This window comes from Saccharopolyspora pogona (genome assembly GCF_014697215.1).
Taxonomy (GTDB): domain Bacteria; phylum Actinomycetota; class Actinomycetes; order Mycobacteriales; family Pseudonocardiaceae; genus Saccharopolyspora; species Saccharopolyspora hattusasensis.
Genome location: NZ_CP031142.1, coordinates 4,806,453 through 4,828,247, shown reverse-complemented (window position 1 = coordinate 4,828,247; position 21,795 = coordinate 4,806,453). Strand labels below are relative to the sequence as shown.

The window sequence follows — 21,795 nt, the reverse complement described above, 5'->3', positions numbered from 1 at the left end:
TCAGATCGCCCCCATTCGCTCAGAAGTGTGCAGCGTGAAAGGCACCTTCCACCAACGTAGAGCCTGTTGCAAAATTACGCCCACCACGGACCGTGATCGATCGATCACGGCTGAGATGGCCACTGGCGGACAAACGGCGGCGATCGAGACTGATTTGGTACTTCGGTTCAGCCGTTTTCGCCGAAAACGCAACAGGCTCCGTAGTTGGCAAATGGTGCCGTTCACCTCGCCTGAACCGGGGTGAGGGGCACCCTTGCGTGGCACAGCCGCGGCACAGCCGCTCAAGGGTGCCCCTCACCCCGTAAAGATCACGTGTTGGCGCGGTCGAGGGCGGCGCCGTCCCACGTCGTGTGGGTGCAGGCGATGCCGTGGCCGCTGCGGGGCCGGAGCACGTCGTAGATGTGCATCTTCGGGATTTTCGGGGACACGCCCCAGCCGCTGGGCCAGGTGATCAGCCAGTCCATGTCGAGGTCCACCAGCAGGCCGAGCATCCGCGCGATCGTCGGATCGTCCAGCCGCTCGAACGCCTCGTCCAGCAGCACCAGCCGCAGCGGCCCGCGCCCGTCCGACGACACGCTGACCGCGTCGTAGAACGCCGCCGCCGCCGCGAACAGCGTCACGTAGGAGATCAGCCGCGTCTCGCCGGAGGACAGCTGCCGCAGGCGCCGCACGCGGGGCTTGCCGTCCGGTCCGGTGTCGCGAACCCGGACGGTGAATACGAACCACGACCGGTAGTCCAGCGCCCGCGCCAGGATTTCCGCGTAGCCGCCCGAGGTGCTGTCCCGCTCGGACTCGATCAGATCGGTGAACACCCGGCGCAGCAGCGCGTCCTGGTCGTCGCTGCGGTTGGCGAACGGGGTGCGGACCAGCTCGATGGCCTGCTTGATGTCGTCGCCGAGCGCCGCCGACGGCTGCCATTCCAGCTGGACGTGCACGCCCTGGCTGGAGCGGGCGCCGTCGAGCACCTCGTTCATCCGCTTGCACAGGTCCCCGGCGATGCCGACCTGGCCGCGCAGCCGCTCCGCGAGGTCGCGGATCAGGTAGTCGGCGAAGATCGACTGGTATCGCTCGTTGAGGTAACCGCGCTGCTCGGCGAGCCGTTCGCCGACCCGGCGCGCGGCCTCGGCCACCGGTTGCGGGCCTTCCTCGCCGGTGACGGTCACGGTGAGCAGGCCGTGCTGGTCGGCGGCCGTGATGTCGTAGTTGCCGCTCAACGAGTGCTGCAGGGTTTGCAGGCGGTTGAGCACCGTGGATTCCGTCGAGCCCCGGCGGTCCGCCTCGGCGAGCAGGCCCGCCGCCTCGTCGAGATCCTCCGGCGTGGTGTCGGCGATGCCCGCGGCCGACCACAGGCCCGGGATGCGCAGCACCTGCCGGAACGTGTCGGTTGCCGCCGTCGCGTCGTGCTCCCGGCCAGCGAGCTGGGACTGCTTGTGCTCCAGCTGGGTTTCCAGTCGCGCCGAGGACTCCCGCAGCGAGCTGATCTTCTCCCGCGCCTGCGGCAGCTGCTTGCGCAGCCCGGCGCGCTCCCGCTCGAAAGCGCCGACCTTGTCGGCGATCTGCTGCGCCTCGCCGCCGACGGCGGAGGTGAGCTCCGCGAGGCCGGTGGCCTGCTCCGCGTACTCGGCGCAGCGCCGCTCGGCCTGCGTCTCGGCCTCCATCCGGTCGGCCACCGCCGCGTCGTGGTGCAACGAGAGGTCCCGCAGGTCCGTGAGGGTCGGCAGGCAGCGCGACTCGATCGCCTCGCGCAGCGCATCGATGCCAGCGCGGGCGTCGACGGCGGCCCGGTGGGCGGTGTCGAGCGCCTGCGTTTCGGCCGACAGGTCGGCCTCGCCCGCGGCGCGCACCAGCTCGGCCTGCGACGCCTGCCAGCGCTGATCGGCTCTCTCGTGTTGCTCGCGCAGCTGCACGGCCTTCTGGTCGGCATCCGCCGCGGCCTCGATCGCCGTGGCCAGCTTGGCGTGCGAAGTCAGCAGGTCGCTGTCGTCCGGGTACGACTCGAGGTGCTGATCGAGGGCCGCCGCGTGCTCGCCCGCTTCGCGGTGCCGCCGCTCGGCTTCGCCGATCTCGGCGCGCAGCCGCGCGAGGTCCTCCTCCAGCTCCGCGATGCGCCGGGCTCGGGCCGCTTCGCGGGCCCCCGCGCCGACGTACTCCGCCGTCTCCTTGCGCCAGGCACCGGACAGCACCCCGGCGCTCCAGGCACCGGTGACCGACACCGAGAGTCCGGCACCGCCGTCGATCGACACCGAGGCCAGCAGGGCGGCGACCCGCTCCGGCGGTACCGGGCAGTCGGCCTCGGCGGCTGGGGACAGCAGCTCGGCCAGCGTGCCGCCGGAGCCGGACTCGGCGGGGGCGGCCAGGAGGTCGGCGAGGCCGGGCACTGCGCCGTCGGCGGTGACCCAGGCGTTGAGCAGCCCGCTGGACTGCAGCGCCGCCTCCAGCCCGGCCCGGTCGGCTTCGCCAAGCGATGGCTGGAAGTCCACCAGCTCGTAGAAGGCCCGCCCCTGGCTGGCGTCCCGCTCGGCATCGGCCCAGGTGGGGCGGCTCGGGGTCTGTTCGTGCCCGGCGCGGAGCTCGGCGAGTTCCTGTTCGCGGGACCGGGATCGCTCGCGCAGCTCGGCGATTTCCTGCTCGATCTCGGACACCTGCCGGCGCGCCTCGTGCAGCTGCGGCTTCGCCCAGCGGCGTGCCTGCTCGCGGGCCTGCCGGGTCGCCGAGCGGTCACCGACCAGCTCCTCGGCGGCGGGCGGCTCCGGCAGCAGGTCATCCACAGTGGACGGCCACTCGGTGGCCCACTTCTGCGCGCGTTCCACCCACACCGCTGCGGCGTCGGAGAGTTCCTGCTGCGCCTGGTTGCGCCGCCCGGCCGCTTCCGTCGAGGTCAGCTGCGCCTGCCGCGCCCGCCGCTGGAGCTCGGTGACCTTGTCCTGCTCCGCGTCCAGCTCCCGGGACTGCTGGTGCAGCGCGAGCGTCAACGCCGAACGCTGCCGGGCGACCGACGAAACCTGCTCGGAAGTTCTCACCGCCGCGCGGAATTCCGCGGCGAGCGCATCGGTGTCCGGTCGGGGCGCGGCGTAGCGCTCCACGGGCACCGGCTCCGCGTCCGGTTCCGGCGAGGTGCGCACCCGCGCCTGCTCGGCCTGCACCTCGGCGGCCGGAATCGCCGGTGGTCGCGGCACCAGCGACCCGTCCAGCCCAGCCGTGGAAAGCTGCTGCGCCGCGCGGGCCGCGGCCTGCCCGGCCGCCTCGGTGTCACCGGCCAACCTGCGCAGCATGCCCACCACCGACTCCGCCGAGCGGTGCTCCTGTGCGCGGTGCTTGTTCGCCGTGTCGAGCGCGGAAACCGCTGCGGTGCGGGCGCTTTCCACCAGCCGCTCGCGGTCGCGCAGGTTCTGCAGTTCGGAGTACGCCGGGTGGGAGCGCAACGCGTCGATGCTGGATTCCAGCTCGGCCTCGCGCTGTTCCAGTTCGGCGATCGTCTGCTGCGCGGTCTCGCGGTCGTGCTGCTTGCCGGCCACCTGCTTCTCCAGGCCAATCAGCTCCTTGCGCAGCGCCCGAAGCTTCTCCTGCGCGGTGCGCATCGCCTCCGCGCGGTCGCGCAGCGCGCCGAACGCGTAGCCGGAATAGGTGGACAGGAAGGCGGTGAGCGCCTTGTCCGCGCCCGTCAACCGGACGATGTTCTCCCGGATCGACTCCAGGTCGTCGAACGAGGTCGCCAGCCGCTCGATCAGGCCCGGGTCCAGCGGCGGCAGCGCGTCCGACAGGATCTGCTCCAGCTGCCCTTCCAGGACCTTCAGCCCGACGTCGGGGTTGCGCAGCGTCCGCTGCAGGTGCAGCAGGTCGCCGTAGCGCGCGGCGGGCACGCCGTAGACCGAGGCGGCGACCTTCGCGCGGAACGCCTGGTCGTCGAGGACGCAGTCGGCGCCGAGCAGCTCGCGCAGCTGCGCCGAACCCAGCGGCACCCGGTCCGCGCCGACCAGGTGGAGGTTGATGCCGACCCGGCGGCCGGTGATGAACCGCCACGAATCGCTGATCGACTGCGAGGTCTTAGACGCCTTCACCCCGATACCGCAGGTGAGAAATTCCTCAGTCCCGCCGCTAGCACCGCCGCCCGGGGTCTCGCGGTGCAGCTCGATCCAGGCATAGCCGATCCGGTTCGGCCCGCCCGGGTACTCGTCGAGCATCAGGCGCCGGATGCTGACCGTGTCGAAGCCCTTCGAACCCAGCTGCCGCAGGTCGCCGTCCAGACACAGCGGCAGCAGCAGCTCCAGGGTGCGGGACTTGCCGGAACCGTTGGTGCCCTGGAAGATCGCCCGGCCGCCGCCCAGGTCGAAGGTCGTCTCGGCGTACTGCCAGATGTTGACGATCCCGCCGCGGTGCAGCCGCCAGCGGTTGGCGCTGGGCACCGATTCCGTGCTGTCTGCGCTCACCGTGGACCGTCCTCTTGCATCTCGTCGAACACCGTCATCTCGTCGAACAACGACCAGCCCGGTGGCTCCGGGGCCGGTTCCGGTTCCCGGCCCGGGGCCGGGGTGGCGTCCGGCTGCGGCAGCCAGCGGTGCGCCGCCGGGCTGAGCAGCCATCGGCCGTCGTGGTCCTGCAGCAGGCCGAGCCGGCGAAGCAGCGCGACGACCAAGTGCACCAGGTCCTGGTGGTCCTCGGTGGCCTGCCGGGACCACGCGGCCGGGTAGGAGTCGACCAGCTCCTGGCAGACGTCGGTGAAGTCCTGCCAGGTCACCGGGTGCTTACCGGACCCGTCCGGCTCCGCGCGGCCGAGCAGTTCCGGCAGCGCCAGCAGCGCGATGCGCGCGACCGTGCCGGGGCCCGGGAAGACCAGGTCGGTGAGGTAGTCCTCCGGATCGCAGACCACCACGCCCTCCGCGCGGCATTCGCCGACCAAGCCGAAGAACCGCTCCAGCAGGCGGGATTCGTTCGTCACGTGCTCGCGTAGCCAGGCGGCCTGCTCGGTCGGCAGGTCGTCGTAGAGCACGACCGGGTCCTCGACGAGCCGACGGCGCACCGCGTGCTCCAGGTTCCGCGGCCCGGCCGCGGCGGCCAGCTCGACCAGCTGCTCGGGGCTGTCGGCCTCGGCGAGCGGCCCGGCGATGAGCTGGCCGAGCAGATCGGTGTCGATGGTGATCAGGGCCTCCGCGGTGGACTCGGCGGTCACCGAGCCCTCGGTTTCGTTGATCACACCGAGCGCCACCAGCTGCCGCAGCGCCGCCGTGAGCGCGCGCCGATCCGCCGGGTCGTCGACCACCTGGACATCGGCCTCCACGGCGGCTGCGCGGACGTCGCTCACCAGCCGCGACAGCAGGACCTGGCGGCCGATGCCGGTCAGCGCGGCCAGCGTCAGCGCCAGGTACGCGTAGCCGCGGGGCGACAGCGACGCCTCGCCGCGGGTGGCGTCCGCGCCCGGCCCGGTCTTGTAGAGCCGTGCGAAACGCCGCTCCACCACCAGGCGGTAGCCCAGCAGCGAGGAGAACACCTCCTGGAGCACGACTCGCTGGCGGTAGATCATCGGCAGCAGGTCGCCGTCCAGTCCGCCGGGGCGCAGCAGCGGCCGACGCAGCAGCACGCGGGCGCAGCGAACCACGTTCGCCGCATCGATGTCGGGGAGTTCTTCGAAGGTTGAGATCATCGAGCGGCTCCCCGCACGGTTTCCTGGGTTTCGGGGATGGCTCCGTCGCCGGAAACCTCCAGCACGGTGTCGCGCAGCGTCAAAGTGCCTATGGCGCTGGAGATCCGGGTTTCCCGGCCGGCCTCGGGGCGCACCGTGACGTGCAGCCGGTGCACCGGGTCGAGCGCCGTGCCGGAGTCGTCGGAGCCTTCGCGCTGCGCCATTGCCAGCGTCAACAGCTCGCACAGCACGCCGAGCGCATCGCCGGAAAGCTTCCGCTCGGCCAGCTGCGAACTCGCCGCGGCCAGCTCGGCGACCGCCGCGGAGCGCCGCTCGTCGGCCTGACGTGCTTGCGCCAGCAGGGTTTCCTCGGTCATCGGGTCGTCGAGCACCCGCGAAGTCCGGCCGCGCGCCCCGCGATCACCCCGGCTGCGCACGCTGACCGTCACGTCGAGCACCGGGCCATCGCGCCACGCGACCTTGTCGTTGTCGCTGTCGTAATCCGGTGCGGGCAGCAGGTGCCGCGCCGAATGCAGGCCGAAAGTGGCCGAATAGACCTGGTGGGCGGTGGTTTCGTCGGCCCCGTCGAACCACTTCGCCAGCTTCAGCAGCTCGCCCCGGCGCCCCGGCACCAGCCCACCGCCGGAGGTGGCGCGCTTGACGCTGGCCAGCAGCGAGCCGATCGCACGGGCGGTGGCCTCGCGCAGCGCGGCGACCTGGCTCGGCCGACCCGGCGAGTCGACGAACCAGTCGGTCAGCTCCTGCCAGTCCGCGGCGGTGCGGCCCCGGGCGCGTTCCACGTCGTCGCCCAACTGGTCGGCCGGACCCAGCAGCCGGAGCAGCTCGCTGCGGACCCCGGCCAGCCCGGCCAGCGAACCGGCGATCGTCGCGGTGTGCCGCAGCACGTCCTCGACGACCATCTGGATGTACTCGACCAGCAGGTTCCGGAACCCGGAGATCTCGTCGGGCGCCAGCTGGTGGCGGGTCACGACCTGGCCCAGGTACGCGTAGAAGTCGCGGACGGTGGCGGCGAGCTCGGCGTGCTGCAGGAACACCGTGGTGACCTGCTCGGCGAGCCGTTCCTGGGCCTGCCGGGCGGGTTTCGCCTTCAGCTCGCGGCGTTCCACGGCCAACGCCTCCGAAAGCGCCACGCCGATCCCGGACAGCCCGCGGTCGATGGCGGGCAGCAACTCGCGCGAGACCTCGCGGGCGCCTTCGGGAACCCGCAGCAGCGCGTCGACGTCCCGCTGCACCCGGACCGCGAGCTTGCTGACCTGGTAGCGGACGCTGCCGTGCTGGAACTCGGCGATGCTCGACGCGATCGTCTCGCGGCGGCCCACCACCAGGTTGCCCCACTTGACCAGCTGCTTTAGTCGGTCGATGACGGTATCCACATCGGACTCGCCGGCCGCCACCCGGGCCTCGCGCTCGGCCGCGGCCAGCGCCGCGCCGACCTCGCCGGCGGACAGGTCGGCCAGCAGCGTCGAGGTGAACAGCCGCATGATCGCGAGATAGGTGCGGTGCTCGGGTGCCTGCAGGTAGGCGAAGAGCTGCAGGCGCTGCCCGCCGTCGCGGGTCTGCTCGGGAGCCTGCGTGGCCGGCACGTCCGTCGCGGTGGTTCCCGCGACGCCCGCGCGCAGCACGTCGGCATCGTGGTCCGGGGCCGTCACGGTCCGCCACGATATCCGGTCGTGCCGACACGTCCGGTCACCTGGCATGCGGTGGCCGGTCCCACCGGCCCCACGGGTAGCGTTCCGGAAAGATTTGCGAGGTGCGGGGGGCACCTGCGAACCCTCGGTGCGTCCGGACCCGGGAGCCGCTCGGGCGGTGGTATCCGCTCGACGGGATCACGGCCGATCACCAGGGAGAACGCCTATCTGATGGGGATGTTGCCGCGGGCTTCCGGAGAGGCTCGCTCGTACCAGATCGATTTGGAGGAACGGCACCGGTGAGCGCGGGACGGGCGGTCGGACTGTTACTCGGAGTGGCCGCGGACGCGGCGATCGGCGACCCGAAGCGCGGGCACCCGGTCGCGATCTTCGGCAAGGCCGCGCAGGCCGCCGAGCGGGCGCTGCACCGGGACCAGCGGATCGCCGGCGTCGCCTACACCGGCCTGCTGGTCGGCGTCACGGCCGGGATCGGGGTCCTCGCGCAGCGGCTGTCGCGGCGCAGCCCCGTGCTGGAAGCCGCAGTCACCGGCCTGGCCACCTGGGCGGTGCTCGGCGGCTCGTCGCTGGCCGACGAGGGCACCGCGATGGCCCGGATGCTCGACGCCGGGGAGATCGACGCGGCGCGAGCGCGGCTGCGGAACCTGTGCGGGCGGGACTCGGCGGTGCTGGACGGGCAAGGCCTGGCCCGCGCCACCGTCGAATCCGTCGCCGAGAACACCTCCGACGCGGTGGTCGCGCCGCTGGTGTGGGGAGCGATCGCCGGGGTCCCAGGCCTGATCGGCTACCGCGCGGCCAACACCCTCGACGCCATGGTCGGGCACCGCTCGCCGCGCTACCGCAACTTCGGTTGGGCCTCGGCGCGCCTGGACGACGTGCTGAACCTGGTGCCGTCCCGGTTCGCGGCGATGCTGACCTCGGCGTGCGCGCCGGTGGTCGGCGGATCGGCGAGCGGGGCGTGGCGGACGTGGCGGCAGGACGCCTCGGCGCACCCGAGCCCGAACGCCGGGCAGGTCGAGGCGGCGTTCGCCGGTGCCCTGCAGATCCGTCTGGGCGGCCGCACGGTGTACGGCCACGTGGTAGAGCAGCGCCCGGTGCTGGGAGAAGGACGTACGGCGGACGCGGGCGATGTGACCCGAAGCGTCGAGCTCTCGCGGGTGATCGGCACGGTGACGGGAGTCCTGACGGCGGCCTTCGCCCTGACCCGAGCCCTCCGCCGGGACCGCCGCTCCCGCTGAACCCCGAACCCCACCCGGGCTCACACGCGAGGCATCCGGGCTCGCACGCGAGGCATCCGGGCGCCGACAGCACCCCCAACGCCTCACGGCCCGAACGACCAGAAGCACTACCGCCAGACCAGTCTGCGACCAACCGTCCCACGAGGCTCACACCCAACATGAGCCCCAAAAGCCCTGGTCAGCATTTGGGCCCTATAGATGACGCCCGGGATGTGGTGGTGTGGCATCGCGGTGGGGCTGCTGGTGTCTTCGAAGCGCCGAGGCCCTCAGCGCGACCTCACGCGGGCCAGGGTGCCCGACCTACCCGCGGCAAGGCCCGCGGCCGGCTGGATGAGGTGAACGGCCCGTTTGTCGCGCCTATCGTCGTGGACGGATGCTCCTATAGATGTCAAGCGGCGGTTGTGGGGGTTTTTGGAGGGGTTTGTTGTGTTGTGGGGGTGGTGGTGAGTGCGTGGTAGATCTCGCGGGCGACGTAGCGTTTGAGGCAGCGGATGATGTCTTTTTTCGTGAGTCCTTCCTGGGTGCGGCGTTCGACGTAGGCGCGGGTTCGTTCGTCGTGGCGCATGCGGACCAGGACGATGGTGTAGAGGGCATTGTTGGCGGAGCGGTTGCCGCCGCGGTCGAGGCGGTGGCGGTCGGTGCGGCCGGAGGAGGCGGGGATGGGGGCGGCTCCGGTGAGGTGGGCGAATGCGGCTTCGGAGCGCATGCGTTCAGGGTTGTCGCCGGCGGCGGCCAGGAGGGTACCGGCGGTCTGGGTGCCGACGCCGCGGAGTTCCAGCAGGTCCGGGCAGGCCTGTTGGGTCAGCGGGGCGATGGCGTTGTCGAGTTCGGCGATCTCGGTGTCGAGGGCCTGGTAGCGCCGTGCCAGTAGGCGCAGGGCGGCGCGGGTGGCCGTCGGCGGGTGGGCCAGGTCCTGGCCGGGTCGTAGCCGGGCCAGGGTGGTGATCAGTGCGGCGGTGTTCAGGCCGGTGATCTGCTCGCGTAGCACCGCCGGTGCGGAGACCAGCAGTGAACGGATCTGGTTGATCGCCTGGGTGCGGGCTTTGACCGCGCTGGTGCGGGCCACGCGCAGGGCGCGGATGGCCTCGACCACACCGTCACGGCTTTTCGGGATGCCGGTGGCGCGTTCGGCCAGCACCGCGGTGGCTGCGGCGTAGGCATCGATCGAGTCTGATTTTCCTCTCAGGCGACGGGTTTTACGGTCGGGGCGATCCACCTCGATGACGCTGATGCCAGAGGCGGTGAGTACCCGGGCGAGTTCGGCGCCGTAGGCACCGGTTCCCTCGACCCCGATCGCGACGAGCTCACCATGCGACCGCATCCATTCCAGTAGCCGCCGGTAGCCATCGGTGGTGGTGGGGAACTCCTTGTCGGCCAGGTGCCGGCCCACCTGGTCGATCACCGCGCCGTGATGGGTCTGGCCATGGGAATCGACTCCGCCGATGATCCGCGGGCTTTCTTGCGTCATGCTGGTCCTGTCCGTCCTTGCGTCCGTTACCTGGGGCGGCACGCGCCGGTCGGGCGGGAGGACAAGACAGTGACGGGGCTTCTAGCCAAGCTCCTATAAGGTCACAAACGCCCGTCCGGCCGCGTGCGTAGCAACGCCCGGTAAGGCCGACAGATCCGTTCCAGGACAGGCAAGCCGTCAGTCCGTTCGAGGGTCAGACCCACCAGCGGCGTCACTACACACATCGTCACTGTCCGTTCGCTCCACATCAGTTGCCGGAGGCGTGGGGTTGGGTGGATGAGGCGAGTGGTCCGTTTGTCGCGCCTATTGACGTGCACGGTCCGTTCGCTCCACACGAGCGACGTGCAGATGTACCACCGCCGCAGAGAGAGCTCCCGAACGGCCTCTATCGCCCCCAAAAAATGCATTCATGGGTCTTGACCAGCGGTAACGCAATCTCCTGGGCTGGGAAGATCGCCGTGAGGCTTCCGGTGCAGTGGCGAGCTCAAGGCCGGAGCGCTGTTTTCCCTGATCAGTGCGCTTGGGTGATGGCGGGACTGATTTCGGTCGCGGGGCGCTTCCAAGGCCTAGGCGCGACTAGCCGGAGGCGAAGCGCGTTGCTCGTGGCCGGGCTTCCCGGCTGGGTCAGGCTTGGCGGGTTGGTTCGGTTTTGGGGGCTTCGCCGCTGGTGGTGGCGGTTTCCTCGGCCGTCTCGCCGGATTCTCCGGCCGCTTCTTCGCGTTCGCGGCGTTCTTCCTCCGCGATCGCCTCGGCCACCGACACCTTGCGGCGGCCGCTGCTCTTGCCCCGGCCGCCCGGCGTCGGTCCGTCGGCGGGCTCGTCCGCCGCGCCATCCGCGTCGGTCCGGTTTCGCCAGGCCGGGCGGGCGTCGGTGCGGAGCTCCGAGTACACCTGGTAGCCGATCGCGATGATCGCCATGATGCCGAACGCGATCCACTGCAGCGCGTACGAGAAATACGGTCCCGACTCCAGACGCGGCAGCGGCAATGGCTCCAGCACGCCCGGCTGGCCCTCGTGGAGCGAGAGGTAGCCCGGCCGCAGTGCGATACCGGTGCCGTTCGCGATGGTCTCCGCATTCACCGCGTAGGCCCAGCGATGCCCGTCGTGGTCGAACAGCGGACGCTGCTTGCTGTCCTGCTCGTCGGTGCGGACTCGGGCGGTGAGCTTGAGGTCACCGGCCGGAGCGGCCGCGTAGTCCGGCGCCTGGGTGCCGTTGACGGGGCGGATGAAGCCCCGGTCGACCAGCACCGTCGTGCCGTCGTCGAGCCGGAACGGCGTCAGCACTTCGAAGGCGGGCTCGCCGAGCACCGTGCGCTGCCAGGCCAGCGTCTCGCCCTCCGGCAGGTACCGGCCGTGCATCACGACCTGCGACCACTCGGTCTGCTGGTCCGGCACCTGCCCAGCGGGCAGCACCTCCGCCAGCGGCTTCGGCGACGCGTGGAAAGACTCGGAGATGGCGTTGTTGCGCGCCTGGGCCTCGTCGCTGCGGCTGAACTGCCAGGGAGCCAGCAGCGTGAAGCAGAGCGACGCGAACACCACGACCAGCGCGATCAGGCCGAGCCAACCGGGTCGTAGCAAGAACTTCAGGCGCACCCTTCTACGGTAAGCGGCCCGCCCCGAGCCCCGCCGCCACCCCCGCCGCCGCGCTGGCCGCTCGTGACCAGCGCGATCACCGACCGTCACCTGGGTGAACGTCGTTCGCGCGAGAAACCGAGTCTGCCCCGATCCTGGGGGAGGTTTGTGAAGGTTGTCACCTTCGGGCGGCGCGGGGTCAAGCGCTGAGAGCGGAGTGCGCCGCAGTGACGGCTTGTGACGCGTAGCCTCCGCCGAAGAGCACCGTGTGCACCAGCAGCGGGAAGAGCTGGTGGAGTCCGATCCGCTGCCGCCAGCCGTCGGCCAGCGGACTGACCTCCTGGTACGCCGCCAGGACGCGGTCCAGGTGGGGGCAGCCGAAGAGGTGCAGCATCGCGAGGTCGGTCTCGCGGTGCCCGCCGTGCGCGGCCGGGTCGATCAGCCAGGCCCGCTGCGCGCCCCAGTGCACATTGCCGCTCCACAGGTCGCCGTGCAGCCGGGCGGGTGGCTCGGCGGCCCCGGCGAGATCGTCGATCTGGGCGCACACCCGCGAGATCACCGCGTCTGCCCCGGCGCTGAGCGCTCCGGAGTCGACGGCACGCCGCAGGTACGGCTCGACCCGGTGCCGGGCGTAGAAGGACGGCCACTGCTCGCTGGATTCGTTGCGCATCGGCGCGAGGCCGATCCACGCGTCCGCGGGACCGCCCGGTGGCGCTGCGCCGAAAGCAGGTGCGCCGGCCGCGTGCAGCTCGGCGAGATCGCGGCCGAGCCGCTCGGCGGCCGCAGGGCTTGGAGCCGCTTCTGGAACGTGTTTGGTGACCAGCCAGTTCTCGGTATGCCCGTGCACTGCGGGTACGGCGACCGCGCGGGGCTCGGCGAGCCAGACCAGTGATGCCGCCTCGGCCGCGATGGCGCCGGGCATCGTCGCGGGCGCGGTCTTGGCGAAGACCATCTCGCCGTCGTCGAGGCGGACCGCGAACGCGGCAGCGGTGTCGCCCCCGCCGAGTCGGCGCACATCGTCCGCTGCACGGCCGGTGATCTCCGCTACAGCCGCCCGGGCTTGATCGAGCATCATCGTCACAACCGTTCGCGGACCCAGTCGAGCAGACCCGGTGTGGCGGCCTCGACCATCGCCAGCACATCGTCGAACCCGTTCGGGCCGCCGTAGTACGGGTCCGGGACCTCGGCGCCGTCGGCGGAGTCCGGGTCGAAGGAACGCAGCAGCCGCACGTCGGCCGAGCTGTCGACGAGGCGGCGCACCGCCCGGAGGTGCCCGGCGTCCATTGCGATCAGCAGGTCGGCGGCCAGGTGCTCGTCGTCGATCTGGGCGGCGACGTGCTCGGTGGGGTAGCCATGGTCGGCGAGCACCTTCGCGGTGCGCGGGTCGGCCGGTTCGCCGACGTGCCACGGCCCGGTTCCGGCACTGGTGACCTCGACCTGCCCGTCCAGGCCGGCCCGCCGCAACTGCTCGCGGAACACCAGCGCGGCCATCGGGGAACGGCAGATGTTGCCGGTACAGATGAAGGAGATGTGCACGTTTCCCGAGGGTACGGCCCAACCGTGCCCGCCTCCGGCTGCGGGGAGGGGAGCGAACGGCCTGTTCGTCTCGCCTATCGGAGCGAACGGACAGTTCGCTCCGAACAGCGGTTGACGCGAACGGACTGTTCACTCCGCCTAGCGGGACGAACGATCCGTTCGCCCCGCCCGGAGACGGCCGGTCGGTTCGCGCAGACGGCCTTTGGAGCGAATGGGCCGTTCGTCTCCCCTTGCTGGCGTGAACAGGCCGTTCGCTCCTAACAGCAGTTGACGCGAACGGACCGTTGACTCCGCCTACCGGGGCGAGCGGTCCGTTCGCTCCGGATGGGATCGGGGGCGTGGGGACCGCTGGGTTTGCTCGGGGTGAACGGGGGCGTTCGAGTCTTCTGGTGAGGTCGTGGTCCGGCTCGACATCACGAGGGGGTCACCGCCGCCTTTCGCGGCGCACGGGCCGGGCTCCGCCCTGGTTAGACTGCCCGGGATGAACAGCGGGCACGATCAGGATTCGTTGCGGCACCACGGCGATGTCGACGCCGAGCACGGCCTGCTCGATTTCGCGGTCAACGTCCGCCTGGACCGCCCGCCGGCGTGGCTCCGCCACCGCCTCGCGGCGGCGCTCGACCGCCTCGGCCGCTACCCGTCCGCCGCCGACGACCTCGCCGCTCGGGCGGCTGCCGCCGCCCGCCACGGCCGCGACGCCTCCGAGGTGCTGCTGCTGGCCGGCGCGGCGGAGGGCTTCGCGCTCCTGCCGTCGCTGCGCCCCCGCCTCGCGGCGCTGGTGCACCCGTCGTTCACCGAGCCAGAGCTGGCGCTTCGCACCGCCGATGTCGAGGTGGCGCGGGTGCAGCTGGATCCGGCGGACGGCTATCGTCTGGACGCGGGCGCGGTGCCGGAGCAGGCGGACCTGGTGGTGCTCGGCAATCCGACCAACCCGACGTCGGTGCTGCATCAGGCGACGGAGATCCGGCGGCTGCTTCGGCCCGGTCGGGTGGTGGTCGTCGATGAGGCGTTCAGCGACACCGTGCCCGGCGAGCCGGAGTCGCTGGCCGGGTGCCGGGAACCGGGGCTGCTGGTGTTCCGCAGCCTGACGAAGATGTGGGGCCTTCCCGGATTGCGCGCCGGGTACGCGCTGGGCGATCCGGACCTATTACGGCGGCTGGGCCGGTACCGTCCACATTGGCCGATCAACGCGCTGGTCCTGGAGGCCGTGGTCGCCTGCTGCGAGCCGGATGCGTTGGCCGAGTCGGAGCAGGCCGCGGTCGAGTTCGAGGAGCACCGCGCCGGGTTGGTCACGGAGTTGGACGGGATTCCGGGGCTGCAGGTCGCGATGCCCGCACGCGCCCCGTTCCTGCTGCTTCGGGTGGATGGCGGGGCTGAGGTGCGGGATGCGTTGCGGCAGCACGGCATCGCGGTCCGCCGGGGCGACACGTTCCCCGGTCTGGGGTCCGATCACCTGCGGGTCGCGGTGCGCGATCCGGCGCAGAACGCTTTGCTGGTAAAGGCTTTACGCGACATATTGGGACGGGGGTGAGCCGGTGGTGGTTCGGCTTCAAGAGGTGATCGGCGCGTTGGAAGCGGCATATCCGGCCGATCTGGCGGAGAGCTGGGACGCGGTCGGCCTGGTGTGCGGCGATCCCGAGTCGGTCGTGCAGCGGGTGCTGTTCTGCGTGGACCCAGTCGAGGCCACTGTGGACGAAGCGGTGGATTTCGGCGCGCAGCTGGTGGTTTCGCACCACCCGTTGCTGCTGCGCGGGGTGCACGGCGTGCCCGCAGACGACCCCAAGGGGCGGATCGTGCACCGGCTGATCCGTTCCGGGATCGGCTTGTACTGCGCGCACACCAACGCCGACAGCGCCGTGCAGGGCGTGTCGGATGCGCTGGCCGAGGCCATCGGCCTCACCGTGACCGGGCCGCTGGTCCCGCACGCGGAAGGCGCCCGAACCGGGCTGGGGCGCATCGGCGAGCTGCCCGAGGCCGAGCCGTTCCACGAGTTCGTACGCCGCGTCGCGCACAACCTGCCCACCACGGCCTGGGGGGTGCGCGGTGCTGGTGATCCGGACCGTCCGATCCGCACCGTCGCGGTGTGCGGCGGCGCGGGCGACTCCTACCTGGCGGCGGCGGCGGCCGCTGGTGTTGACGCCTACGTGACCGCAGACCTGCGGCATCACCCGGCCGGCGAGCACCTGGCCCGGGCCGCCGTCCCCGGCGCCGAGGTGCCGGCCCTGGTGGACGTGGCGCACTGGGCCAGCGAATGGCCGTGGTGCCAACAGGCCGCGGACACGGTCGCCGCCGCGTTGCCGGATACAGTCGAAGTCCTCGTTTCCACCCGCCGCACTGACCCGTGGACCGTTCACGCCGGCGCGGCATCAGACCCAGGGAGGGCGCTCGCGTGAAAGCCGACCCCGCCGTTCAGCGACGGCTGCTCGATCTCGCGGAGGCGGACGCGGAACTCAACCGCGTCGAGCACCGCCGGCGCACGCTGCCCGAGCTGGAGCAGATCGGGCAGGCCGAGGGCGAGGTGCGCGCCAAACGCGACGAGCTGGTGGTCGCCCAGACCGCGTTCAGCGACCTGGACCGCGAGGTCAAGCGCCTGGAGAACGAGGTCGACCAGGTGCGCGCCCGGGAGCAGCGGGATCGCGACCTGATGGCCGCCGGGGCGTCCGCGAAGCAGCTCGAAGACCTGGAGCACGAGCTGCAGACGCTCGCCCGCCGGCAGGGCATCCTCGAAGACGAGCAGCTCGAGGTCATGGAGCAGCGCGAGGCACTCGAAACGAACGTGACGAAGTCGCGCGAGATGCTCGCCGCGGCCGAGGAGCGGCTTGCGGAAATCCAGTCGCGCCGCGACGAGGCGCTCGCCGGCCTCGAAGTGGCGGAGGCGCGCCGCCGGGGCGAGCGGAACCTGATCGCCAAGGCGTTGCCGGCGGACCTCGCCGCGCTCTACGAGCGGATCCGAGCACAGCGCGGCGTCGCCGCCGGGTTGCTGCAGGGTGCCCGGTGCAGCGCGTGCCGGATCGAGCTGGACCGCACCGCGTTGACCGAGGTGCATGAGGCGGCGGCCGATGACGTGGTCCGCTGCGAGGAGTGCGGCGCGATCCTGGTGCGGACAGGGGACAACCGGTGAGCTTGCGGGTTGTCGTCGAGGCCGATGGTGGGTCGCGGGGCAACCCCGGCCCGGCCGGATGCGGTGCCGTGGTCCGCGACGCCGGGTCCGGGGAGGTGCTCGCCGAGCGCTCGATCGGTCTGGGTGTCACGACCAACAACGTGGCCGAGTACCAGGGCGTGATCGCGGGCCTGCGGGCGGCGGCGGAGCTCGGTGCTGCCGCAGTCGGGGTGCGGATGGACTCCAAGCTGGTCATCGAGCAGCTGGCCGGCCGCTGGAAGGTCAAGCACGCGAACCTGCAGCCGCTGGCCGCCGAGGCGAGGCAGCTGATCGCCGGATTCGAGCAGGTGAGCCTGGAGTGGGTGCCCCGCGCCCAGAACGCCCACGCCGACCGCCTGGCCAACGAGGCGATGGACCAGCAGGCGAGCAGCGACCAGTCCGGCGGCGGTGCCCGACCGGTCGGGGATCCCGCTGCCGGGACGAGCAGCGCGCGGATCCGCCCGTCCGGGTGGCTCGGCGCCAACGGCACGCCGACGAAGATGTTGTTGCTGCGCCACGGTCAGACCCCGATGTCGGTGGACCGGCGCTACTCCGGACGGGGCGATGTCGCGCTGACCCCGCTGGGGGAGCGGCAGGTGCGCGCGGCGGGCAAGCGGCTGGCCGCGATGGACGGGGTGATCACCCAGGATGGCGTCGCGCCGGTGATCTCTTCGCCGCTGACCCGGGCCCGGCAGACCGCGCAGGCGGTGGTCGACGCCACCGGCGGCGAACTGCACTTCCACGACGGCCTGCTGGAAACCGACTTCGGCGACTGGGAGGGCCTCACCTTCGGCGAGGCCTCCGAGCAGTACCCGCAGCTGCACCGCAAGTGGCTCGGCGACCCGAGTGTCCTGCCGCCGGGCGGCGAATGCCTCGACGAGGTCTACCAGCGGGTCACGCGGGCCCGCGACGATCTCCTGGAGCAGTACGCGGGTCAGACGATCATCTTGGTCAGCCATGTGACCCCGATCAAGGCCTTGCTGCGGCTGGGCCTGGACGTCGGCCCGTCGATGTTCTACCGCCTCCACCTGGACCTGGCATCGCTGTCCATCGTGGAGTTCTACCCCGACGGCAACGCCTCGGTCCGCCTGGTGAACGACATCTCCCACTGGTCCTGACGCCCGTTCGGGCGACGAGTGAAGGGCACTTCTGACCGGCACGGTCGGCAACCGGCACAGTCCGTCAAGGGTGCCCTTCGCCTGAACAGATCCGTCTGGTGTGGACGTTTTCGGCGTCTCCGATCGGGGCAGCGGCTTGGGGTGGCCTGGGTGGCGCCGCGAAGTGCTCGCGGTTCTGAGTTGGTCGGGCGCTCGGATCGGGTTGGTGCGGACGTGAGATTCGCTGGTTCAGACCATTGACATGTGTGAGGTGGGTTAGTCGCCGACGTCGAACGCGACCTGCTCAAGCGGTACGCCGACCCGGCGGTGACCGCCCAGCCGGAAGAGCTGGCGCAGCGCGGCGGGGCCTACTACTCGGAGGCGGCGGTGCAGTTGGTCCACGCCCTGACGCAGGCGGCCCGGAGGAGCACTGCACGAGCTGTGCCCGGTGCTGTTCGAGCTGGCCGACGGCGGCGATGCGATCGGCGCGGAGCTGGTCGATCGCCTCTCCGACGAGATCGGGCTGCTCGCCACCGTGACCCTGCGCCGGTTGGGGCTGGTCGATGGGCCCACGACGGTGGTCCTCGGTGGTGGGGTGCCCACGGGGGCCGGGCGGCGACTGGTGCCGGACATCCGGCGGCGCTGCGCGAAGGTCTCGCCCGAGGTGGACGTCCGCATCGTCGAGGCGGCCGCCGGTGATCGGCGCGGGGCTGCGCGGCCTGGACCGGATCGGGCGCCGACCCGGCCGCCCTCCGGAAGCTGACCGGAGCCGACTCCCGCCGCGCGGGGCAGCTCGGTTGAGCGGGGTGGCGATTTCGCGCGAAATCGCCACCCCGCCCCTCCCCGGGCGACCACCCGGGTTGCGGGAGGCGTGCACGGACTAGAATCAGATCCGCGGATGAGTCGGCTGGGTGACTGCGGCGGGAGCGATCCCGTCGAGGAAAGTCCGGACTCCATAGAGCAGGGTGGTTGTCAACGGCAACCCGGGGCGACCCGCGGGACAGTGCCACAGAGAACAGACCGCCCGGCGAACTTTCGCCGGGTAAGGGTGAAACGGTGGTGTAAGAGACCACCAGCACCCCGGGTGACCGGGGTGGCTAGGTAAACCCCACCCGGAGCAAGGCCAAGAGGACGCCGGCCAGGCGTCTGCGCGGACGTTCGAGGGCTGCTCGCCCGAGGTCCGCGGGTAGGCCGCACGAGCCTGTCGGCGACGGCAGGCCCAGATGGATGGTCACCGACCGGGCAGGCCGCAAGGCCCCCGAAAACAGAATCCGGCTTACAGGCCGACTCATCCGCCCTTCTTGCTTCCAGGCTCGTTTCGCGCGGCGGTGTGGGTAGCGGAAATCAGACACCGCCTAGTCAGCGGTGTCCCCGCCTAGTACGCGGCTTCGGGGACCGGCCTCGCCAAGAGCCCCGACAGGATGGGCACGGTCTGAGAACCCGCCGCGGTGCAAGTTGCGTGCGTGGGCCAAGCGGCTTCGCCGCTTGCGGCGACTCGAGCAGGGCGTCGCTTTGCGCGTCGCGGTGACCGTTGCATGGGCGAGATGAGCGGCGCCGCTGCGGGGGTGCTTTGGGCGGGCGTTGCTTTGCTTGTCGTGGTGGTCGTTGCCTGGGTGGCTGCGCGGCTCGTTGGCCTGATCGTGGCGACCGTTGTGGGGGCGCGTGGTTGTGCCGATTGGTGGAGCCGGTTGCGTCCGGGCGGGGGTTCGCGGGCCGGGCTTCGTCGGGGTGCTCGTGCGGCGTTGATCGTGGTGGTCTGGTGATCGACCCGGAGATCGTTTGGTGCGCCGGACGGGTTAATCTCTTCGTGCGCACGATGGGCGTTTTGCGAGGTTTCCCAGCGTGTGCGTTCAGTTGCGGAGGGTGACGTCGTTGGGTTCTTGAGGCCGGGGCGATCGTTGCGGGGAGGCATCGGTTTCTCAGGAGTCCGCAACGCCGCGCCGATCTTCGCCGCCGCCGGTCGGCAACTTCTTTCTTCCCGCGCGTTGAAACGCGCTGATCCACCTTCGGAGCCAGAATGACGAGATTCGTGGCGCCCGGCGTCGGCGAACACGACGAGATACCCGCCGCGACCCCGAGCGAGCGGACCACCGCGGCGGCGGTCGCGGGGGGTTTGCGATCTGCCGGACGTCCCTTCCGGGACGCCGCCGCGTGGTCGATCGGCGGCCTGTCGTTCCTCGTCAGCGCGTTGTTCCTGGCCGTGAACCTGGCCTACAACCAGTGGAACTTCATCCCCCCGGTCGACGACGCCTACATCCACTTGCAGTACGCGCGCCAGATCGGTACCGGGCACTTCCTGCAGTACAACACCGGTGACCCGATCAGCACCGGCGCGAGCAGCCTCCTCTACGTGCTGATCCTCGGCGGCGCCTACGCGCTGGGCGTCCAGGGCGCGGCCTTCCTTCCGTTCGCGATGACGTTCGGCGCGCTGTGCCTGGCGTTGACCGCCGCGGGCACCTACCGGCTCGGCACCCGGCTCGTCGGCCGCCAGGTCGGCATCTTCGCCGGGCTGCTCGTCGCGCTCAGCGGCCCGCTGGCCTGGGGCGCCACCAGCGGCATGGAGATCGCGTTCGTCGCCTTCCTGCTCGTCTCGCTGCTGCTGGTGTTCACCAGCGAGCGCGCGCAGAGCCGGTTCGTCTGGACTCCGCTGGTCGCGGTGGCGGCCGCGCTGACCCGGACCGAAGCGCTGCTGTTCGCCGGGATGCTCGGCCTGGCGATGATCTGGCACGTGATCGCGCACGCCCGCGGCACCCGCGCCGCCTGGCCGCGCGTGATCGGCCGGATCCTCTGGATCGGCCTGCCGGTCTACGCCGCAGGGGCCCAGTACCTGTACTACTGGTCCGCGACGGGTTCGGCGGAGCAGAACGGCGTGCTGGCCAAGTCGCTGCTGCACATGCCGGCGGTGTACCCGCTGGAAGTCGCGGACAAGGTGCTCAGCAATTTCCGCATCTTCCTGGACGCTTTCACTGGACTGTCCACTCAGGACTACGTCTTCCCCGGTGCGTTGCTGCTCGCGGTGGCGGGCGTGATCGGGCTGTTCCGGCGGTTCCCGCAGTGGCGCGGCCTGGCGCTGGCCGCCGGGCTCGGGGTCGTGCTGGTGCTGGCCTCGGTGTCGACGCTGGAGTACTCCGACATCCACCACATGCGCTACGTGCAGCCGCTGATGCCGATCCTGCTGCTGTTCGGCGTCATCGGGATACACTCGGCGGCGCAGCTGTTCACCGGTGGCGCGCGGCGGTCCGTGCTGGTCGGCGGGGTCGTGGTGGCCTTGCTGTTCACCGTCTCCCAACTGCCGGCGTGGAGCCTGCGGCAGGCGCAGCAGGCCGCCGGGATCCGGGACCAGCAGGTGACCATCAGCCACTGGATCAAGGGGCACCTGCCGCGCGGGGCGAGCGTCGCGGTCAACGACGTCGGCGCGATCGCCTACTTCTCGGACCGCTACGTGGTCGACCTGATCGGGCTGGCCACCACCGGGTTCGCCACCCCGAACCTGCAGGTGCCGGCAGCCTCTACGAGGAACTGCGGCACCTGCCGCAGCAGCGGCGACCGGACTACTTCGTCATCTTCGACTCGTGGAGCGTGCACGGCCTCGGGGAGGGCGGCCTGTTCGGCCGCGAGCTGATCACCTTCGAGCTGAAGTCGCCGACCTTCTCGCACACCACGATCGGCGGGCTATCGGCCTGCCAGGCGGCGCGGACCTGCAACAAGGTGACCATCTACCAGGCCGACTGGAACGCGCTGGGTTCCGGCGCCGAGCCGCTGCAGGCGCCGAACGGGCAGATCCGCGACCGCCTCAACGTCGCCGACCTGCGCGACGAGGAACGGCACGACTACCAGGTGATGCCGGCGCACCAGGGCTTCCAGCCGGAAACCCACGTCAAGACGGTCACCGGGCCCGACGGCGGCGACGTGGTCGACAGCGGTCGGCACGTCATCGGCGGCGAGAGCTTCACCTTCCATGACCTGATCCCGCACCAGCCGCTGACGGTCATGGCGCGCATCGACGCGACCGAGCCGGAGGCCGCCGAGCCGACCGGTTCCCGGGCCATCCAGGTCGAGGTGAACGGGGAGGTCGCGGGCATCTGGCAGTTCGACGCCGATCCGCGCGGCTGGGTGGAGACCACCTTCGAGATCGCGGCCGAGCTGGTCACCGATTCGGCCGTGACCATCGAACTGGGCCCGTTGCAGGAATTCCTCGGCCCCTATCCGGATTACCAGTCCTACGCGTACTGGGCCAGCCAGTGACCGCTCCAGTTCCGGACGACCCGGCCGATGCCGGGGCGTCCGGCTTCCGGGCCGCCCGCCGGAATCGTGAATCGTCCACTGTGCACCCGGCCGGTCTCCGTCGGGGGACGGCCCTGCCCGCCGGTCGCTGTACCGGAACCGCTACCCTGAGTTGGCGCGCCAAGATCACCTTGTTCCGATCCGGCCCCGCGATTTCACATTCGCGTGATCCGGTCG

At 71.2% G+C, this 21,795-nt stretch carries 15 protein-coding genes, 1 other RNA gene and 1 pseudogene; 10 read left to right on the top strand and 7 right to left on the bottom strand.

Annotated elements, in window-relative coordinates; translation table 11 throughout:
- Positions 1–308: 308 nt before the first annotated feature.
- Genes DL519_RS22035 through DL519_RS22025 form a run of 3 tightly spaced genes read right to left on the bottom strand, consistent with a single transcriptional unit; the run spans position 309 to position 7,287 of the window.
- The gene (locus DL519_RS22035; RefSeq protein ID WP_223839381.1) at positions 309–4,427 is read right to left on the bottom strand and encodes a TIGR02680 family protein; all 4,119 of its coding nucleotides are present in this window, start codon (positions 4,425–4,427) and stop codon (positions 309–311) included.
- Positions 4,424–5,638, bottom strand: coding sequence for a TIGR02678 family protein (locus DL519_RS22030; RefSeq protein WP_190817596.1), 1,215 nt, complete (start codon positions 5,636–5,638; stop codon positions 4,424–4,426). Before DL519_RS22030 ends, DL519_RS22035 begins: the two co-directional genes overlap by 4 nt.
- Positions 5,635–7,287 carry a DUF2397 domain-containing protein gene (locus DL519_RS22025; protein ID WP_190817594.1) on the bottom strand — a complete coding sequence of 551 codons (1,653 nt, stop codon included), beginning with the start codon at positions 7,285–7,287 and terminating at the stop codon, positions 5,635–5,637. Before DL519_RS22025 ends, DL519_RS22030 begins: the two co-directional genes overlap by 4 nt.
- Before the next feature lie 278 nt (positions 7,288–7,565).
- Between DL519_RS22025 and DL519_RS22020 the strand changes: the two genes are divergently transcribed.
- Complete coding sequence (locus tag DL519_RS22020; protein WP_190817592.1) at positions 7,566–8,522, top strand: cobalamin biosynthesis protein; 957 nt, start codon at positions 7,566–7,568, stop codon at positions 8,520–8,522.
- A gap of 388 nt (positions 8,523–8,910) precedes the next feature.
- On the opposite strand, the gene DL519_RS22015 is transcribed toward DL519_RS22020, so the two are convergent.
- The 4 genes from DL519_RS22015 to DL519_RS22000 all read right to left on the bottom strand — a co-directional run bounded on the left by DL519_RS22015 (position 8,911) and on the right by DL519_RS22000 (position 13,098).
- Positions 8,911–9,990 (bottom strand): IS110 family RNA-guided transposase, encoded by a 1,080-nt coding sequence (locus DL519_RS22015; protein WP_190813148.1) that lies wholly within the window; start codon positions 9,988–9,990, stop codon positions 8,911–8,913.
- A 624-nt stretch (positions 9,991–10,614) separates the two neighbouring features.
- A complete protein-coding gene (locus tag DL519_RS22010) occupies positions 10,615–11,583 on the bottom strand; it encodes an SURF1 family cytochrome oxidase biogenesis protein (RefSeq protein WP_190817590.1) in 969 nt (322 codons plus the stop codon).
- Between the two features lie 178 nt (positions 11,584–11,761).
- Positions 11,762–12,634 carry a fructosamine kinase family protein gene (locus DL519_RS22005; RefSeq protein WP_190824143.1) on the bottom strand — a complete coding sequence of 291 codons (873 nt, stop codon included), beginning with the start codon at positions 12,632–12,634 and terminating at the stop codon, positions 11,762–11,764.
- 5 nt (positions 12,635–12,639) lie between these two features.
- A complete protein-coding gene (locus DL519_RS22000; RefSeq protein ID WP_190817588.1) occupies positions 12,640–13,098 on the bottom strand; it encodes a low molecular weight protein-tyrosine-phosphatase in 459 nt (152 codons plus the stop codon).
- A 481-nt stretch (positions 13,099–13,579) separates the two neighbouring features.
- Here DL519_RS22000 and cobC point away from each other — a divergent pair, with 481 nt between their 5' ends.
- From cobC to DL519_RS21960, 9 genes and pseudogenes are all read left to right on the top strand, one after another.
- A complete protein-coding gene (gene cobC / locus DL519_RS21995; RefSeq protein WP_190817586.1) occupies positions 13,580–14,629 on the top strand; it encodes an Rv2231c family pyridoxal phosphate-dependent protein CobC in 1,050 nt (349 codons plus the stop codon).
- A gap of 7 nt (positions 14,630–14,636) precedes the next feature.
- Complete coding sequence (locus DL519_RS21990; RefSeq protein ID WP_190824142.1) at positions 14,637–15,491, top strand: Nif3-like dinuclear metal center hexameric protein; 855 nt, start codon at positions 14,637–14,639, stop codon at positions 15,489–15,491.
- The gene (locus DL519_RS21985) at positions 15,488–16,219 is read left to right on the top strand and encodes a zinc ribbon domain-containing protein (RefSeq protein ID WP_190817584.1); all 732 of its coding nucleotides are present in this window, start codon (positions 15,488–15,490) and stop codon (positions 16,217–16,219) included. The genes DL519_RS21990 and DL519_RS21985 overlap by 4 nt, the downstream gene beginning before the upstream one ends.
- The gene (locus DL519_RS21980; RefSeq protein WP_190817582.1) at positions 16,216–17,355 is read left to right on the top strand and encodes a bifunctional RNase H/acid phosphatase; all 1,140 of its coding nucleotides are present in this window, start codon (positions 16,216–16,218) and stop codon (positions 17,353–17,355) included. The genes DL519_RS21985 and DL519_RS21980 overlap by 4 nt, the downstream gene beginning before the upstream one ends.
- 255 nt (positions 17,356–17,610) lie before the next feature.
- Positions 17,611–17,765: pseudogene (locus DL519_RS46995) on the top strand (6-phospho-beta-glucosidase); the annotation flags it as partial.
- Between the two features lie 17 nt (positions 17,766–17,782).
- On the top strand, positions 17,783–18,097 hold the full coding sequence (locus tag DL519_RS21975) for an ROK family protein (RefSeq protein ID WP_190817580.1): 315 nt from the start codon (positions 17,783–17,785) through the stop codon (positions 18,095–18,097).
- A 136-nt stretch (positions 18,098–18,233) separates the two neighbouring features.
- An RNA gene (gene rnpB, locus DL519_RS21970) (RNase P RNA component class A) lies at positions 18,234–18,629 on the top strand.
- A 722-nt stretch (positions 18,630–19,351) separates the two neighbouring features.
- The gene (locus DL519_RS21965) at positions 19,352–20,956 is read left to right on the top strand and encodes a glycosyltransferase family 39 protein (RefSeq protein WP_190817578.1); all 1,605 of its coding nucleotides are present in this window, start codon (positions 19,352–19,354) and stop codon (positions 20,954–20,956) included.
- On the top strand, positions 20,914–21,579 hold the full coding sequence (locus tag DL519_RS21960) for a hypothetical protein (RefSeq protein ID WP_190817576.1): 666 nt from the start codon (positions 20,914–20,916) through the stop codon (positions 21,577–21,579). The genes DL519_RS21965 and DL519_RS21960 overlap by 43 nt, the downstream gene beginning before the upstream one ends.
- The last annotated feature ends 216 nt before the right edge of the window (positions 21,580–21,795 follow it).